The sequence below is a fragment of the Lactobacillus sp. JM1 genome (assembly GCF_009834385.1).
Taxonomy (GTDB): Bacteria; Bacillota; Bacilli; order Lactobacillales; family Lactobacillaceae; genus Lactobacillus; species Lactobacillus paragasseri.
Map to the genome: position 1 here is coordinate 861,648 of NZ_CP044412.1, position 16,130 is coordinate 877,777.

General features: G+C 34.6%; 14 protein-coding genes and 1 pseudogene. 12 read left to right on the forward strand and 3 right to left on the reverse strand.

Translation table 11 applies throughout. The annotated features are described in order from the left end of the window. The first annotated feature begins 53 nt into the window (after window positions 1–53). The 4 genes and pseudogenes from F3I00_RS04445 (at window position 54) to F3I00_RS04460 (ending at window position 4,322) form a co-directional block, all read left to right on the forward strand. A pseudogene (locus F3I00_RS04445) lies at window positions 54–334 on the forward strand (hypothetical protein). A 52-nt stretch (window positions 335–386) separates the two neighbouring features. Further along, window positions 387–2,009, forward strand: coding sequence for an ABC-F family ATP-binding cassette domain-containing protein (locus F3I00_RS04450; protein ID WP_159311011.1), 1,623 nt, complete (start codon window positions 387–389; stop codon window positions 2,007–2,009). A 99-nt stretch (window positions 2,010–2,108) separates the two neighbouring features. After that, window positions 2,109–3,089 carry a choloylglycine hydrolase gene (bsh, locus tag F3I00_RS04455; RefSeq protein ID WP_020806888.1) on the forward strand — a complete coding sequence of 327 codons (981 nt, stop codon included), beginning with the start codon at window positions 2,109–2,111 and terminating at the stop codon, window positions 3,087–3,089. A gap of 183 nt (window positions 3,090–3,272) precedes the next feature. Continuing rightward, entirely contained in the window at window positions 3,273–4,322 is a 1,050-nt protein-coding gene (locus tag F3I00_RS04460) for an IS30-like element ISLga1 family transposase (protein ID WP_024272995.1), read from the forward strand. An 18-nt stretch (window positions 4,323–4,340) separates the two neighbouring features. On the opposite strand, the gene F3I00_RS04465 is transcribed toward F3I00_RS04460, so the two are convergent. The 3 genes from F3I00_RS04465 to F3I00_RS04475 all read right to left on the reverse strand — a co-directional run bounded on the left by F3I00_RS04465 (window position 4,341) and on the right by F3I00_RS04475 (window position 6,563). Further along, complete coding sequence (locus tag F3I00_RS04465; RefSeq protein ID WP_024273052.1) at window positions 4,341–4,742, reverse strand: helix-turn-helix domain-containing protein; 402 nt, start codon at window positions 4,740–4,742, stop codon at window positions 4,341–4,343. A 229-nt stretch (window positions 4,743–4,971) separates the two neighbouring features. After that, window positions 4,972–5,823: a DNA/RNA non-specific endonuclease gene (locus F3I00_RS04470; RefSeq protein WP_020807341.1), complete on the reverse strand. Its 852-nt coding sequence runs from the start codon at window positions 5,821–5,823 to the stop codon at window positions 4,972–4,974. Beyond that, the gene (locus tag F3I00_RS04475) at window positions 5,823–6,563 is read right to left on the reverse strand and encodes a hypothetical protein (protein ID WP_035425588.1); all 741 of its coding nucleotides are present in this window, start codon (window positions 6,561–6,563) and stop codon (window positions 5,823–5,825) included. The genes F3I00_RS04470 and F3I00_RS04475 overlap by 1 nt, the downstream gene beginning before the upstream one ends. Before the next feature lie 392 nt (window positions 6,564–6,955). Between F3I00_RS04475 and F3I00_RS04480 the strand changes: the two genes are divergently transcribed. The 8 genes from F3I00_RS04480 to F3I00_RS04515 all read left to right on the forward strand — a co-directional run bounded on the left by F3I00_RS04480 (window position 6,956) and on the right by F3I00_RS04515 (window position 16,122). Next, the gene (locus F3I00_RS04480) at window positions 6,956–7,810 is read left to right on the forward strand and encodes a MetQ/NlpA family ABC transporter substrate-binding protein (protein WP_020807339.1); all 855 of its coding nucleotides are present in this window, start codon (window positions 6,956–6,958) and stop codon (window positions 7,808–7,810) included. Window positions 7,811–7,826: 16 nt separating this feature from the next. Then, window positions 7,827–8,876, forward strand: coding sequence for a methionine ABC transporter ATP-binding protein (locus F3I00_RS04485; RefSeq protein ID WP_020807338.1), 1,050 nt, complete (start codon window positions 7,827–7,829; stop codon window positions 8,874–8,876). Beyond that, window positions 8,869–9,570 carry a methionine ABC transporter permease gene (locus tag F3I00_RS04490; RefSeq protein ID WP_003647450.1) on the forward strand — a complete coding sequence of 234 codons (702 nt, stop codon included), beginning with the start codon at window positions 8,869–8,871 and terminating at the stop codon, window positions 9,568–9,570. Before F3I00_RS04485 ends, F3I00_RS04490 begins: the two co-directional genes overlap by 8 nt. A gap of 138 nt (window positions 9,571–9,708) precedes the next feature. Further along, window positions 9,709–11,115 (forward strand): class II fumarate hydratase, encoded by a 1,407-nt coding sequence (locus tag F3I00_RS04495; protein ID WP_020807337.1) that lies wholly within the window; start codon window positions 9,709–9,711, stop codon window positions 11,113–11,115. A 14-nt stretch (window positions 11,116–11,129) separates the two neighbouring features. Next, on the forward strand, window positions 11,130–12,503 hold the full coding sequence (locus tag F3I00_RS04500; protein WP_159311012.1) for a flavocytochrome c: 1,374 nt from the start codon (window positions 11,130–11,132) through the stop codon (window positions 12,501–12,503). A gap of 80 nt (window positions 12,504–12,583) precedes the next feature. Beyond that, the gene (locus F3I00_RS04505) at window positions 12,584–13,510 is read left to right on the forward strand and encodes an L-lactate dehydrogenase (RefSeq protein ID WP_020807335.1); all 927 of its coding nucleotides are present in this window, start codon (window positions 12,584–12,586) and stop codon (window positions 13,508–13,510) included. A gap of 119 nt (window positions 13,511–13,629) precedes the next feature. Then, a complete protein-coding gene (locus F3I00_RS04510) occupies window positions 13,630–15,006 on the forward strand; it encodes a threonine/serine exporter ThrE family protein (RefSeq protein WP_020807334.1) in 1,377 nt (458 codons plus the stop codon). Between the two features lie 99 nt (window positions 15,007–15,105). After that, window positions 15,106–16,122: an asparaginase gene (locus tag F3I00_RS04515; RefSeq protein WP_020807333.1), complete on the forward strand. Its 1,017-nt coding sequence runs from the start codon at window positions 15,106–15,108 to the stop codon at window positions 16,120–16,122. Window positions 16,123–16,130: the final 8 nt, after the last annotated feature.

The window sequence follows — 16,130 nt, forward strand, 5'->3', positions numbered from 1 at the left end:
GTTAGTTATGGAAAGTAAGTAAACTAGATACTATAGATAGAAAGGAAGATTAGTTGAAAAAGAAAATTAAATCTTTTGATAATAAAACTGTGTTAACAATTGGACGAATTGGATCTGTCTTGTCTGTTTTGATGTATGTTTCTTATATCCTCAAATTATGAATAATTTGCAGGGAAATTATGGTAATCCAATTCAACCATTGGTTGCGGCTATTAACTGCTTTATTTGGGTTTTATATGCCCTATTAAGAGAGAAAAAAGATTGGCCGTTATTTGTAGCTAATTTTCCAGGAATCTTATTTGGATTAGCTACATTTGTTACTAGTTTGCACTAATTTTTCAGTCGATCGTTTTCTATAAAAAATAGATGTAAGAGGGGAAAATAATTTGATTACTGTCTCAGATTTGAGTTTAAATTTATCTGGTCGTACTTTATACGAAGATGTTAACTTAAAATTTACTCCCGGTAATTGTTATGGAGTAATTGGCGCTAATGGTGCGGGTAAGTCTACTTTTTTAAAACTTTTAGAAGGTAAAATTGAACCTACAACAGGAAATATTTCTATTGACGCTAATGAAAGAATGTCTAGCTTAAATCAAGATCACTTTGCGTTTGAAGATTGTACTGTTTTAGATTCAGTGATTCAGGGGCATAAAGAACTTTATCAAGTAATGAAAGATAAGGATGAGCTTTATTCTAAACCTGATTTTAGTGATGAAGATGGTGTAAAGGCAGCTGAACTTGAATCCAAGTTTGCGGAGCTTGATGGCTGGAACGCAGAAGCAGATGCTTCTAAGTTATTACAATCATTGGGAATTCCGGAAGATATGCATCAAAGTAAAATGAGTGAATTACCAGAAGCTGAGAAGGTTAAGGTACTTTTGGCTCAAGCTTTATTTGGTAACCCAGATATTCTTTTACTTGATGAGCCGACTAACGGTTTAGACGTTCACACCGTAAATTGGCTTGAAGATTTTTTAGCTGATTATCCAAATATTGTTATTGTTGTATCTCACGATCGTCACTTCTTAAACCAAGTATGTACACAAATGTGTGATGTTGATTACGGCAAAATTCAGCTCTATATGGGTAATTATGATTTTTGGTATGAATCAAGTAAGCTAGCTTCAGAATTAGCAGCTAACCAAAATGCAAAGAAGGAAGAAAAAATCAAAGAACTTCAAGAGTTCATTGCTCGTTTTTCAGCAAATGCATCTAAGTCTAAGCAGGCTACATCAAGAAAGAAACAATTAGAAAAAATTACGCTTGACGATATTAAACCATCTTCTCGTAAATATCCTTATGTTAAGTTCGAAATGCATCGAGATTTAGGAAACGATTTATTAAAGGTTGAAGACGTATCTTACAGCGTTGATGGCGAAAAAATCTTAGACCATGTTTCATTTATTGTGCGACCTGGAGATAAGGTTGCCTTTTTATCACGCAATACTTTAGCAACTACTGCTTTAATGGATATTATTGCTGGTAAAATAAAACCAGAAACTGGCACTGTGACATGGGGACAAACAACTGCTTTTAACTATATGTCTCGTGATTTGAACGCTAACTTTAACAATGATGAACTAACGATTTTAGATTGGCTACGTCAATATACTACTAAAGAACAGGATGATAATACTTTCCTGCGCGGCTTCTTAGGTCGAATGCTCTTTTCTGGAGAAGAAATTGAGAAGAAAATTAAGGTGCTTTCCGGTGGAGAAAAGGTGCGTTGCCAACTGTCTAGGATGATGTTAGAACCAGCTAATGTATTGGTAATGGATGATCCGACAAATCACTTGGACTTAGAGTCAATTACTTCTCTTAATGATGCATTGAAAGATTATCAAGGATCAATTCTGTTTACTTCCCATGATCATGAATTTATTCAAACGATTGCTGATCATATTGTAGAAGTTGGACCTAAAGGAATTGTTAGTCGAGCTGATACGAGTTATGATGAATTTCTAAACAGTCCAACAATTCAAGAACAAGTAGAAAATATTTATTAAAATATAAGAAAAAAGGAATTTTATTGTGAAAATTCCTTTTTATTTTGTCAAAAAAGAGTACTATAAAACTTGTGAGCTTTTTTAAGGAGGATTTGTAAAATGTGTACCTCAATTATTTATGATTCAAACGGTCAACATTATTTTGGGCGTAATTTAGATTTAGAAATTTCTTTTGGTGAACACCCAGTAATTACACCGAGAAATTATGTGTTCAAATATCGGAAGTTACCTAATAGAAAGGCAACCTATGCTATGATTGGGATGGCAATCGTTAAAGATAACTATCCTTTATATTTTGATGCAGCTAATGAGAAAGGGTTAGGAATTGCTGGACTTAATTTTGATGGTCCATGTCACTATTTCCCCGAATCAGCAGAAAAAGAAAATATGACTCCATTTGAATTAATCCCATATTTATTGAGTCAATATGCTTCAGTTGATGAGGTAAAAGATGCATTAGAAAATGTTAATTTGGTTGATATTAATTTTTCTAAAAAATTACAATTATCACCGCTACATTGGTTAATTGCTGATAAGACTGGTAAGTCAATTGTTGTAGAATCAACTGTAAGTGGCTTACATGTCTATGACAATCCAGTTCATGTTTTGACTAATAACCCGGAATTTCCAAGTCAATTAACCAATTTAGCAAATTACGCTAATATTTCTCCTGCACAACCTAAAAATACTGTGGTTCCTGATGCTGATATTAATCTTTATAGTAGAGGTTTAGGTACACATCACTTACCTGGAGGAATGGATTCAGCCAGTCGATTTGTTAAAGTTGCCTTTGTTCGAGCTCATGCACCTGAAGGCAAGGATGAGGCAAGTAGTATAACAAATTATTTCCATATTCTTCATTCTGTCGAACAACCAAAAGGAACAGATGAAGTAGGTCCAAATTCATATGAATATACTATTTACTCTGATGGAACTAATTTGGAGACTGGAACTTTCTATTATACCAACTATGAAAATAATCAAATTAATGCTATTAAATTAAGCAATGAAAATTTAGATAGTGACAAGTTAATTGATTATGAATTGCTTGAAAAGCAACATATTAACTATCAAAATTAAATTTTAAAAAGAAAAAACTTTGACAGATAGAATACAATTGTAATTCTAAATGTCAAAGTTTTTTATTTATCTTCTTTACGTTGATTGTAAAATCAAATTGAACACTTTAGAAAAATAAAAAGTCCATTCGGACCTGTTTGATAGAATGTTAATAACCACAAAAACTTTCTATTGGAGGTCAAAATGGACTCTTTACATTCTACCATGAATCGGCACGTTAAAGGAAAGCATTTATCATTTGAAGAGCGAGTTATTATTCAATTGCGTTTGAAAGATGGCTGCTCTTTGCGTGCAATTGCTCGTGAACTCAACTGTTCTCCTTCTACTATCAGTTATGAGGTTAAACGTGGCACTGTAAAACTGTATCATGGTAAAGTCAAAAGATACAAGGCTACTCAAGGACATGATGTATATCAAGCTCATCGTAAAAATTGTGGGCGTAAATCAGACTTTCTCAAAAAAAATCAATTTATTCACTATGTCCACAAACATTTCTTTAAAGACGGTTGGTCGCTTGATGTTTGCAGTAATCGTGCCACTGTTGCTGGCGAATTCTCTAGCAGCGATGTTGTCTGCACCAAAACTCTTTATAATTACGTTGATAAGGGCTTATTAGGCATTTATAATTACGACTTGCCTGAGAAGCTTAAACGCAATACCAAGCTTCATCGTGTTCGCAAAAACAAGAAAAAGCTTGGCAGAAGTATTGAAGAACGTCCAAAAGAAATTAGTGAACGTAATGAATTCGGTCATTGGGAATGCGATTTGGTCCTTGGACATAAGACTAAAGATGATGAAGTGCTGTTAACCTTATCTGAGCGCATGAGTCGTGAATTCTTAATTATTCGTATTCCCGACAAGACTTCTATCAGTGTCATGCAGGCCTTTAAAGAACTCCAAAGACAATACAGTGAACACTGGAATGATATTTTTAAAACTATTACCACTGATAATGGTTCAGAATTTGCGGATCTTTCCAACCTAGAAGAAGCATCCAATACACTGGTTTACTATGCCCATCCTTACACTTCTTGTGATAAGGGAACAGTTGAAAGACACAATGGTCTTATTCGCAGATTCATTCCTAAAGGAGAAGCAATAGCTAACTATTCTTTACAAAATATCATTGACATTGAAACCTGGTGCAACTCATTGCCAAGAAAGATCTTAGCTTATCATACACCAGATGAAATCTTTGAAAGAGAATTAGATCGAATCTATCAAGCAGCTTAACCAAAAGTGTTCAATTTATTATTGCAATTTACGTTTATCTTCTTTAGCAAAAGTATTAATTATAGTAATAAAACTCTTAGCTAAAGCTTCTTCCTGAGCGACAGGAAGCTTTTTCATGTCATTTGTAAGTTTGTCAAGAAAAACACGGTCATTACTTAACTTGTTTACAAATGTCTGTGATTTGGGAGTTTTTGAGGATTCATCAATTAAAGTAATTACGGATGTTTGTAGTGCTTTTGCAATCGCATCTAATTTTTGAATACTGATATTTTGGTTACCTGTTCTTTCAATCTTAGAGATGAAATTTACTGATAGACTACTGAATTCCGCAAGGTCCTCTTGAGTCATTCTCAAACTCCTGCGTCTTTTTTTGATCGCAGCTCCTAAGTTGTCTATCACTTCAATCACAATTCCTTTCACACAGATTTCTGCCTGCGCTTTTTAGAATAAAGTTAAACTGTAATTAAATGAAGAATTTATAATATTATCTTCCTTCATTTAGTATATTCATACACCAAAACCTGCTGGACAAACGCTAACCATATTGGTGTTATGAGCTATTAAAATTAATTTAAACTTAGGAAATTTGAGAGAGGCGAAAAGCAGTATAACAAATATCAAAATTTTAATGTAGTTATTTTATTAAATTTTAAGAAATTTTGCTGTTTCCAGTATTATAATCCAGGGTTACTCCATCTTGTACATTAAAAATATAAACATGAAAATGAACGTCATTTGAATTAATAGATTGTCCTTCCATTTCAACTCCGCGAGCGAGTAATTCATTATTTCTAAAAATTGGTGTTACTCGGTAGCGGACATAATTGGTCGGCGAAGATTTTAAGTAAGTGGCTACTTCATTTTCATACATTAGCATGTCAGGATCATTTAAGTGTCTAGTTCCTGTCATTAAGTTTTTCCAATTATTGTTTTGGCCAGTTAATTGGTAGCCAATTAAGTGTGAACGATTAAAGAGCCAATGATGATTTATCTTTTTATTATGCCAGCCAGTTGGGTTAACATGAAGCGCTTCTCTTTTAGTCTTGGGCATTAATGATTTGTTTAAAAGTGCATTAGCTGCTGTTACTCGATTTTGAGAATCAAGATCACCATATTTTTGCCAAGCGCCCTGGCTGGTATCCAAGTCTTCCTTTGAAAAATCAGGATTATTGTTATTAACATTAACAACGCTTTTACCTTCGTAATTGAGAGTAGACAATTTTTGTTTACTTAAAGACTCAACAGCATTGGGATTTGTGTAATGCTTTAATTGTTTTTGAAGATCAGCTATTTTTTTATCTAGAGAACTAATTTTCTTTTCAACTTTATGATTTTTATTTTTTAAACGACTAGCTTCTTTTTGATCACTATAGTCATACTTGTATTTTTTAACAATCTTAATAGCACTAGCTGAACTTATCTGAGAGGTATATGTTTGACCAGCTCCTAATGAAAACAAGAGGGCAGCGGCTAAAAATTGAGTAATTTTTTTATTTATCATTATCTTTTCGCCTTTCTATAACCAGCATTAATAGCATCTTGCTCACTATTAAAATAGACTGCATTGGCTGAATGCATGTGGTAGCCTGCTTGTCCGGGAACGTGGTAGATCTTTGAATTGCGATTGCCGACAATTGTACCCTGATTTGCAGTATATAGATCACCTTGACTTTGACTAGATGAGCCATTATTGTTTATTTCTTGATTTTGCTTAGCTTTTTTCTGTGCTTCTTCAATTTCTTTCTTTTTAGCAGCAGCTTCTTTTTGAGCTTGAGCTTCAGCAGCCTTTCTCTCCCGTTCAGCTTCTTGTTTTTGCTTTTCTTCTTTTGCTTGATAGTCATCAAGTTGATTTTTTAATTTATCATATTCAGCTTGCTTGTTTTTTTCTTCCTGCGTAAGAACTTTAGCTCTAGCTTTTTCTTTATTAAGTTCCGTCGTTCCTACTTTTTTAGTAATTGTCTTAGTAATAGTTTTGTGGGCTACTTTTTTACTTTTAGTTAAAGTAGTTTTTTGAGTAGACTGTTGGCTTGTATTGTGCGAACTAGGAGAGGTGACCAATCCTAATACGAAGAATAAGCCAATTGTGACACAGTTAGCCCAAAAAATTGGATGAGCGGCTTTTTTGAATAAAAACTTTTTAACAAGATAATATGGAATTAGGTAGAACCAAAAGAGGATCCACATAATTATTTTGACAACTTTATTTTTCATCTTACTTTCTCCATTCATAAATATCCTCATGTATCAGGATAATATAATGGTTTCGATAAGAAAATAAAAAATTAAAAAAAGACTTGACGAAAATTGATTAAGATTATAATATATTTTTAACAATTAACTTAAACATTTTGCTAGTTGAGTAAATTAGGGATGTTCTTTTAGAGAGTCTATGTGTGGTGGAAATAGATAGGACAGCTAATTGAAGATGGACTAGAAATTAAAATGGTGGTAATGAATTTTAATAATAAGTTACCAACGGAGTTGCGATCGTTAACAACGCAAGGTAATTCTTAATTAAGTTTAAGAGCTACTTACTAAGGTTATTTACGTGAGTAAATAGCAAATTAAAGGTGGTAACGCGAGCACTCGTCCTTTTTGGGATGAGTGCTTTTTTGTTTTAGGAGGAAAGCACGATGCATAAGAAAAGAATTAGAAATCGGATAATTTGGTCAGTGGTAGCAGTTTTAATCGTCACTGCTGGGTGGTTTAGTTTTGGCCCCACGAGTACTAATACAAAAGATCAAAAAGAAGTAGTTGTTGGGGTAGTTGGTCAAACCAAGCAAGACGCAGAGATTTGGAAAAGCGTCGCAGAAACTGCTAAAGAAGATTATGGTATAAAAATTAAAATTAAGAATTTTACTGATTATAACCAGCCAAATAAGGCTCTTCAAAATGGTGATATTGATCTAAATGCCTTTCAGCACTATACATTTTTAAACGCTTGGAATAAGGCAAATCATGGTTCATTGGTTGCAATTGGAAATACTTATATTGCTCCAATCAGATTATATTCAAAGAAATATAAGAATATTAATGAGTTGCCACAAGGAGCTACAATTGCAGTTCCAAATGATGCTTCTAATGAATCAAGAGCTTTATATGTATTAAAGAATGCAGGATTAATTAAATTAAGAAAAGGCGTTAAATTAGCTACAGTTGCCGATATTACTTCAAACCCTAAAGGATTAAAAATTAAAGAAGTTAGTGCTGAGCAAACAGCTAGAGTAATTGATGATGTTGATGCAAGTATTGTTAATAACACTTACGCGGTTCCAGCTAAATTAGGTGATAAGCAGACAATTTATATTGAGCCATTAAATAAAGATTCAGAACAATGGATTAATATTATTGTTGCTAACAAAAAGGATAAGAATAACAAGATCTACAAAGATCTAGTTAAGGCATATCAGACTGAAAAGACTAAGAAGTTATCTGAAAAGCTCTACGGTAAGACCGAAATTGCAGCTTGGGGATTGAAGTTGAAGTAAGAGAGGAGAAAGTCGAATGACAGCACAAATTAATTTAAAAGATATTACTGTTAAATTTGGAGAAAATAAGGCAGTTAATAATGTAAATTTAGAAATAAACAAGGGCGATATTTATGGTGTGATTGGCTTCTCTGGTGCAGGGAAATCTACCTTGGTTAGGACAATTAATTTACTGCAATATCCTTCTGCTGGTTCTGTAGAAGTTAATGGAACCATTTTGTTTAAAGAAGGTAAACTTCAAGTTTCTAAAAAGCAGCTTCAGGGAAAAAGACGAAAGATTGGAATGATTTTTCAGAATTTTAATCTTTTAAATGAAGAAACTGTGATTGAAAATGTCGCTTTTGCATTGCAGCATACGCATTTATCTGACAAGGAATTAGAAGAAAAATCACTTCATTTATTAGAATTAGTAGGTTTGAAAGATAAATCTGACTTTTATCCAGCACAATTATCTGGAGGTCAAAGACAGCGTGTAGCAATTGCCCGTGCCCTAGCTAATGATCCTGATATTTTGATTTCTGATGAAGCAACTAGTGCACTTGATCCCAAAACAACTAATCAAATTTTAGATTTGCTTTATGATTTAAATAAAAAATTAGGTTTAACAATTGTATTGATTACTCATGAAATGGATGCAGTAAAGCGAGTAGCAAATAAGATTGCTGTAATGGAAACGGGAAAAATAATTGAAAAAGGTGACTTACGAGAAGTATTTTTACATCCTCAAAAACAGCTTACACGTCAATTTGTGGGTGGAGCTTTGCAGGCTCAACATATTTTAAATACGTACAACTTTGATAAGCTAGCAGATAATGCAGAATTATATCAGTTAGTTTATAGCATTAATGATGTTACTAAGTCAGTAGTTGCTGATTTAGATGTTTCATTAAATACTAAAGCAAGTATTTTGTATGGAAATGTAGAAGTCTTAAGTGGTGAACCAATTGGAACACTTGCCATTTTATTGAACCTTGATGAGCAAAAACAAAAAGAAGCAATTAAATTTTTAGAAAGTAAAAATGTTGTAGTAACAAAATTAGATAAAGGAGTGCTGACTAATGATTAGTTTTTTGACTAAAAACTTTCCTAATGTTGTGGCCCTAGGGTGGGGCGGAGATGCTGGTTGGGGAACAGCTATTTTCCAAACCTTATTTATGACTTTTTGGTCAGCTATTTTTGGAGGAATTCTTGGTTTAGTTTTTGGTTTACTGCTCGTTTTGACAAAACCAAAAGGAATTTTAGCCAATAAAGTTGTTTATTGGATCGTTGATAAACTAGTATCTATTTTTAGAGCCGTTCCATTTATTATTTTACTGGCTTTTGTTGCTCCAGTTACTCAAAAAATTGTCGGCACTCAAATTGGGATGAAAGCTGCTTTAGTACCATTAACTTTAGGTGTTTTTCCATTTTTTGCTAGACAGGTTCAAGTTGCACTTGAAAGTGTCGATAATGGAAAGATTGAAGCAGCTGAAGCTTTAGGTGCATCAACCAAAGATATTATTTTTGATGTTTATTTAAGAGAAAGTAGATCCGAATTAGCTAGAGTTTCGACAGTAACTTTGATTAGTTTAATCGGCTTAACAGCAATGGCTGGTGCTGTTGGAGCTGGCGGTTTAGGTAATACAGCTATTTCTTATGGTTATAATCGATTTAATAATGACGTTACTCTAGTAGCAACATTATTGGTCTTATTGTTAGTGCTAATTGTACAAGTAGTTGGAGATTTAGTAGCAAAGAAATTGAATCACCAAGAACGTTAATCAGATGGCATTGAATAAGTATTTTTAGTATAATTTAATACAATTATATTAGCGAAGAATTATATTCTCCGCTTTTTGTATGCCCTTTCATTTAAATGTAGCTTATAATGAAGATAATGAAAACGGAGGACAAAAAATATGGTAAAAAAAGGTTATCGTGTTGAAAGTGATACATTAGGTCCAGTGGAAATTCCTGAAAAAGCATTATGGGGCCCACAAACTCAAAGAAGTAAAGACAATTTCCACACTGGAGCATTAATGCCAATTGGTATTATTCGGGCACTTCTTCAAATAAAACTAGCTGCTGCTCAAGCTAATATTGAAGCTGGTACTGAAACGGAAGAAAAGGGACGCGCAATTATTGAAGCAATTCATCAATTGCTCGATCTAAATAATGAAGAATTGCAACCATACTTTCCACTTCATGTTTACCAAACTGGATCTGGTACTCAGACTAATATGAACGTTAATGAGGTCGTAGCTAATTTAGCTAATCAGAATCATCCTGGGTTGAATGTTTTACCTAATGATGACGTGAATATGGGACAATCTTCAAACGATACTTTCCCGACTGCAATGAATTTAGTGGCTACGCAAGCTTTAGATGATTTAAAACCATCTGTCAAACACTTAATTAAAGAATTGAAGGTTAAGCAAGATGAATATTGGACTACAGTTAAAGTAGGTAGAACTCACTTACAAGATGCTGTTCCATTGACTTTTGGACAAGAACTATCAGGCTATATTGCTGCTCTAAATCATGATTTAGCTTATATTAATGAATTGGAAGAAACTTTATATGAATTGCCAATTGGAGGAACTGCTGTTGGTACTGGACTTAACGCAGCTCCGGGTATGGCTGAAGATATTGCTGAGCGTTTATCAAGAAAATATGGTCACCAATTTGATGTAAAAACTAATAAATTTTTCGGTTTAGCAAATCACTCAGGCTTGAATGTTGTTCATGGTGCTCTAAAAGCCTTAGCTGCCGATATGTTTAAGATCGCTCAAGATATTCGCTTCCTAGGTTCTGGACCCAGAGCTGGATTAGGAGAGTTAAATTTGCCAGCAAATGAACCTGGTTCCTCAATTATGCCAGGTAAAGTCAACCCTACTCAAGCAGAAGCGGTTACTATGGCATGCTTGAGAGTATTTGGAAATGACACGACAATCACAATGGCAGCTTCTCAAGGAAACTTTGAAATGAATGTCTTCAAACCTGTCATGATTGCAGCCTTCTTAGAATCCGCAAATGTTTTATCAGGAACTATTTCAAGCTTTGCTAATAAGATGATTCATGGTTTGACTGTAAACAAGGAAAGAATGGCAAAAGATGTCACTGATTCCTTAATGACTGTTACTGCGCTTTCACCTCATATTGGCTATCATGAAGCAGCTACAATTGCACAAACTGCAGCTAAAGAAAATACAACTTTACGAACAGCAGCCTTAAAGAGTGGATTAGTCACTAAAGAGCAATATGATAAATGGATGAAGCCAATCACAATGACCAATGCGATGAACACGAAACCAATTGATGATTAAAAGAAGGGAAAAGCATGGCATATAAATTTCCAACACAAACAGTAGATAACTTAAAGGAAGAATATGATGCAATTATCGTTGGTAGTGGCGGTACTGGGTTAGCAGCTGCAATTCAGGCGCATCAATATGGCCTAAATGTGGCTATTTTAGAAAAGAATAGCTTTTTAGGTGGAAATACTATGAGAGCCAGTTCAGGGATGAATGCAGCTGAAAGTATCGTTCAAGCTCGTCTAGGAATAAACGATAGTATGCAAAAATTTTATGATGAAACGCTAAAAGGCGGCGGTTATATGAATGACCGTGAAATGCTTCATTATTTTGTTGAGCATGCACCGCTAGCTATTGCTTGGCTTGAAGATTTAGGCATTAAGGTAGATGATTTAACTATTACAGGTGGTATGTCTAAAAAGAGAACTCACCGTCCATCTTCAATGGCTCCAATTGGTGCCTTTTTAGTTAATAATTTACTTAAGCTAGCAGATGAGCGTCACATTCCAATTTTTATAGATTCAAAGGTTACTAATCTGTTACAAGATAAAGATAAGAAAATTACTGGTGTAGAAGTTAATAAGGAACATCAAGTAAGAGCTAAAGCAGTTTTACTTGCTACTGGTGGTTTTGGTGCTGCTAAAGATTTAATTGCTAAATATCGTCCTGATTTGCGTGATTATAAAACAACCAATCAAACAGGTGCTACTGGAGACGGTTTGAAATTAGCTGATAAAGTTGGGGCACAATTAGAACAGTTGGAGTTAGTTCAGGTTCATCCAACTGTGCAGCAAGATACCGATCACGCATATCTGATTGGTGAAGCAGTGCGTGGAGAAGGAGCAATTTTGGTCGACCGCGATGGTGAGCGGTTTATTAATGAATTAAGTACTCGTAAGATTGTCTCTAATGCGATTACTGAAACGCCTGAACATTCTGCGTATTTAATTTTTGATCAAGGAGTTAGAGATAGAGTTAAAGCAATCGAATTCTATGACTCAATTAACTTGGTTGTTCATGGAAGTACAATTGAAGAATTAGCTGAAAATATTAAAGTTCCGGCTGCAAATCTGAAAAAAACTCTTCAAAGTTGGAATGAAGCAGTTAAAAAGAATAGTGACACAGAATTTGGACGAACAACTGGTATGGCTAGCTTAGATCATGCACCATATTATGCGATTCATATTGCACCTGCTATTCACTATACAATGGGCGGAATTCATATTGCGCCTGATACCAGAGTTTATGATACAAATGGCAATTTTATTGCAGGACTATATGCTGCTGGTGAAGTTAGTGGTGGTTTGCATGGAAATAATAGAATTGGCGGTAATTCAATTGCTGAAACGATTATTTTTGGACGTGAAGCAGGGAAAACCATGGCAAAGTTAATTAAATAAAGCGCTTTCAATAAATAGCTTATTTGTGTATACTTAAAGTGTAAAAATTAAGTTTTCATTCAAAGGAGTTATATATAAAAATGAGTCGTAGAAAAGTATTTTTAGTCGGTGACGGTCGTGTTGGCTCAACTTTTGCAAATGATTTATTACAAAATGTAAAAATTGATGAATTGGTAATTTGCGATGTAGTTAAGAAAATTACTGAAGGGGATGCGTTAGACTTAGAAGATCTAGCCCCATTTGTTGGTCAATGTACAGTAAAGAGCGGAGATTACAATGATGCTAAAGATGCAGATATTGCCGTAATTACTGCTGGTGCTGCAAGAAAACCGGGAATGACTAGATTAGATTTAGTAAATACTAATGTTAAAATCCTAGAATCCATTGTAAAGCCAATTGTCGATTCTGGCTTTAATGGTATTTTCGTTGTTTCTGCAAATCCAGTAGATATTTTAACTACTTTAACACAAAAATTATCTGGTTTTCCTAAGAATAAGGTTATTGGAACAGGGACATCTCTTGATACAGCACGTTTACGTGTAGCATTATCACACAAGACTGGTGTGAATGTTGATCACATTGATGCTTATGTTTTAGGTGAACATGGAGATACTTCTTTTGAAAACTTCGATGAAGCTATTATCGACCAAAAACCACTTCGTTCTTACAAAGAATTAGATGAACAAACATTAGTTGAATTGGAAACTGATGTACGCAAAAAAGGTGGCAAGATTATTGCTAACAAGGGTGCAACATTCTACGGCGTTGCAATGTGCTTAACTCAAATTTGTAAGGCAATTTTAGAAAATAATGCTCGCGTTATGCCGTTATCAGCTCCAATGACTGGAGAATATGGTATTCATGATCTTTATCTTGGAAGTCCAGCGGTTGTTACTGCAAACGGAATTAGTGATGTGATCGAGCTTCACTTATCAGAAGATGAGAAAAAGAAAATGACTTATTCAGCAACAAAGATGAAAGAAGTTGTTGATGGAATTGAGCTATAAACAATAGATCCTAAATAGAAAAAGGTTTTGCACTTACTTAAATTAAGAGTGCAAGGCCTTTTTTCTGTGATAAAATTTTAAAGGTATGATATTTAATCAAAGTTTGGGGACTATGAAAAGTGAAAAACAAGGAAAACAAAATTGAGCGTGTAAATCAATTACACCATAAGCATACTTTGTCGCATCACCATCATATGCGAATTCGTTGGCAAGAATTTTTTACGAGTGATAATATTACACCTGCTAAAAATGCTACTTTGGCTGAGCGTTCTGTGATTGTAGGTCATATTGGAATGATGCTTTTGTCATATGGGACAGGAGCTTGGCGAGTAAGATCTGCGATGAATACAATTGCTCGTTGCTTAGACATGACTTGTAGTACTGATATTGGTTTAGTATCAATTGAATATACTTGTGTTGATGCCGATGGGAAGAGCTATACTCAGGCCTTGAGCTTACCAACAACTGGCGTTAATACTACAAAATTAGACCGAATGGAAAATTTTGTTAATCAGTTTAAAGAAGATGATGGAAACTGGACTATTGGTCAAATTCATAATCATTTAGAAAAAATTTCAACTATGAAGTCACGGTATTCACCTTGGCAAGTTGGGTTAGCAGCTGGTTTAGCCTGTGGAGGATTTATCTTCTTACTTGGTGGTGGAATTTTCGAAGTTATTTGTGCCTTTTTTGGGGCTAGCTGCGGAAATTATGTTCGCCGTAAAATGGCAGACCGTCATCTCACTATTTTGGCTAATATTACTGTTGCCGTAGCGGTTGCCTGCGCAGTTTATGTAGGAAGTTTTTATTTAATCAGATTATTTTATCCAGTAAGTTTACATCATTTAGATGGCTATATTGGAGCAATGTTATTTGTAATTCCAGGATTTCCGTTTATTACATCAGGGCTTGACCTTTCTAAGCTGGATATGCGATCAGGTTTAGAAAGAATGGCTTATGCAATTATGATTATTGTTGTTGCCACAGCGGTTGGTTGGATAATGGCTTTAATTTTAAACTTGCATCCACAGAATTTTGAAAAGTTAAATTTAGCTCCACTAGTTTTGACTCTTTTAAGGTTAATAGCTAGTTTTTGCGGTGTCTTTGGTTTCTCAATTATGTTTAATTCTAAGATCTCAATGGCAACTGTAGCTGGTCTTTCAGGAGCTGTTGCCAATACCTTACGCTTAAGCTTAGTTAATTGGTCAAACGTACCTCCAGCAGTTGCTGCTTTTATTGGAGCTTTCGTAGCAGGGATGCTTGCGTCAATTATTAGACGTAAAATTGGTTTTCCAAGAATTGCAATCACTGTGCCCTCAATAGTAATCATGGTTCCAGGTTTGTATATGTATCGAGCAATGTTTAATTTGGGATTAACGTCATTAAATGCTGGTGCATTATGGATGGTGCAAGCCTTAATGATTGTTATTTGTTTACCATTAGGGTTGATAGCAGCTCGTATCTTAATGGATAAAGACTGGCGGCATGCAGGATAATTTTTTACAAAAAGTTGTCATAGAATTTAAACTATGGCAGCTTTTTTCGTATAATTAATAGAACAATAGAGAATAGAAAATAAAGAATGAGTGACGATTATGCAAAAGAAAATTTTATTGCTTTCTACTGGGGGAACGATTGCTTCTGTGGTTTCTGATGCGGGGTTAGTACCTAAAGAATCTGGAGAACAATTGATCAATATGTTGGGTGAGCTGCCATATGATATTACAGTTGAAGATATTCTGCAGTTAGATTCTTCTAATATTCAACCTGAAGAATGGAAGTTAATTGCAGAGAAAATTTTCGAAAACAGAAATAAATATGATGGTATTGTAGTTTCCCACGGTACTGATACAATGGCTTACACGGCATCGATGCTCGCCTTCATGCTGCAAAATATTAATATTCCAGTTGTTTTAACTGGAAGTCAGGTGCCGATTAACGTGGTTTTAAGTGATGCACCAGATAATTTAAGATTGGCCTTCGCAGCAGCAGCTAGTTGTTGTCCAAATATTTATTTAGCTTTTGATCGAAAAGTAATGCTGGGATGTCGTAGTGTAAAGGTTAGGACAATAAACTTTGATGCTTTTGAGAGCGTAAACGTGCCACCTGTTGCTAAGGTTACATCCGATGGTCTGGTTTTTTCTGAGCAAAATTTACCTATAAATACTAAAGAATGTACTTTAAATACGGAAATTAATCCCCATGTTTCACTAGTAAAATTATTCCCTGGCTTTGATCCTAAGTTGCTATTTGCGATGGTTGAGAGTGGATGTAAAGGAATCGTCATTGAAGCGTATGGCTTAGGCGGAATGAATTATATTAGAAGAAATATGGTAGGAGCAGTGGGTAAATTAATTCGCCATGGGATACCAGTGATTGCAAGTAGTCAATGTTTATATGAACGAAGCGACCTTACCAAGTACGAAGTAGGGAGAGAAGCCCTTCTTGAAGGCGCAATTAGTGCGCGTGATATGACATCAGAAAGTGCCATTACTAAGTTAATGTGGGGCTTAGGTCAAGGATGGGATGTACATCAAATTGCTGAATTTTTTAATACGGATGTAGTTGGTGAAGTAACAATAGAAAAAGACGATACACTTCGTGTGGATTAAATTTAGGA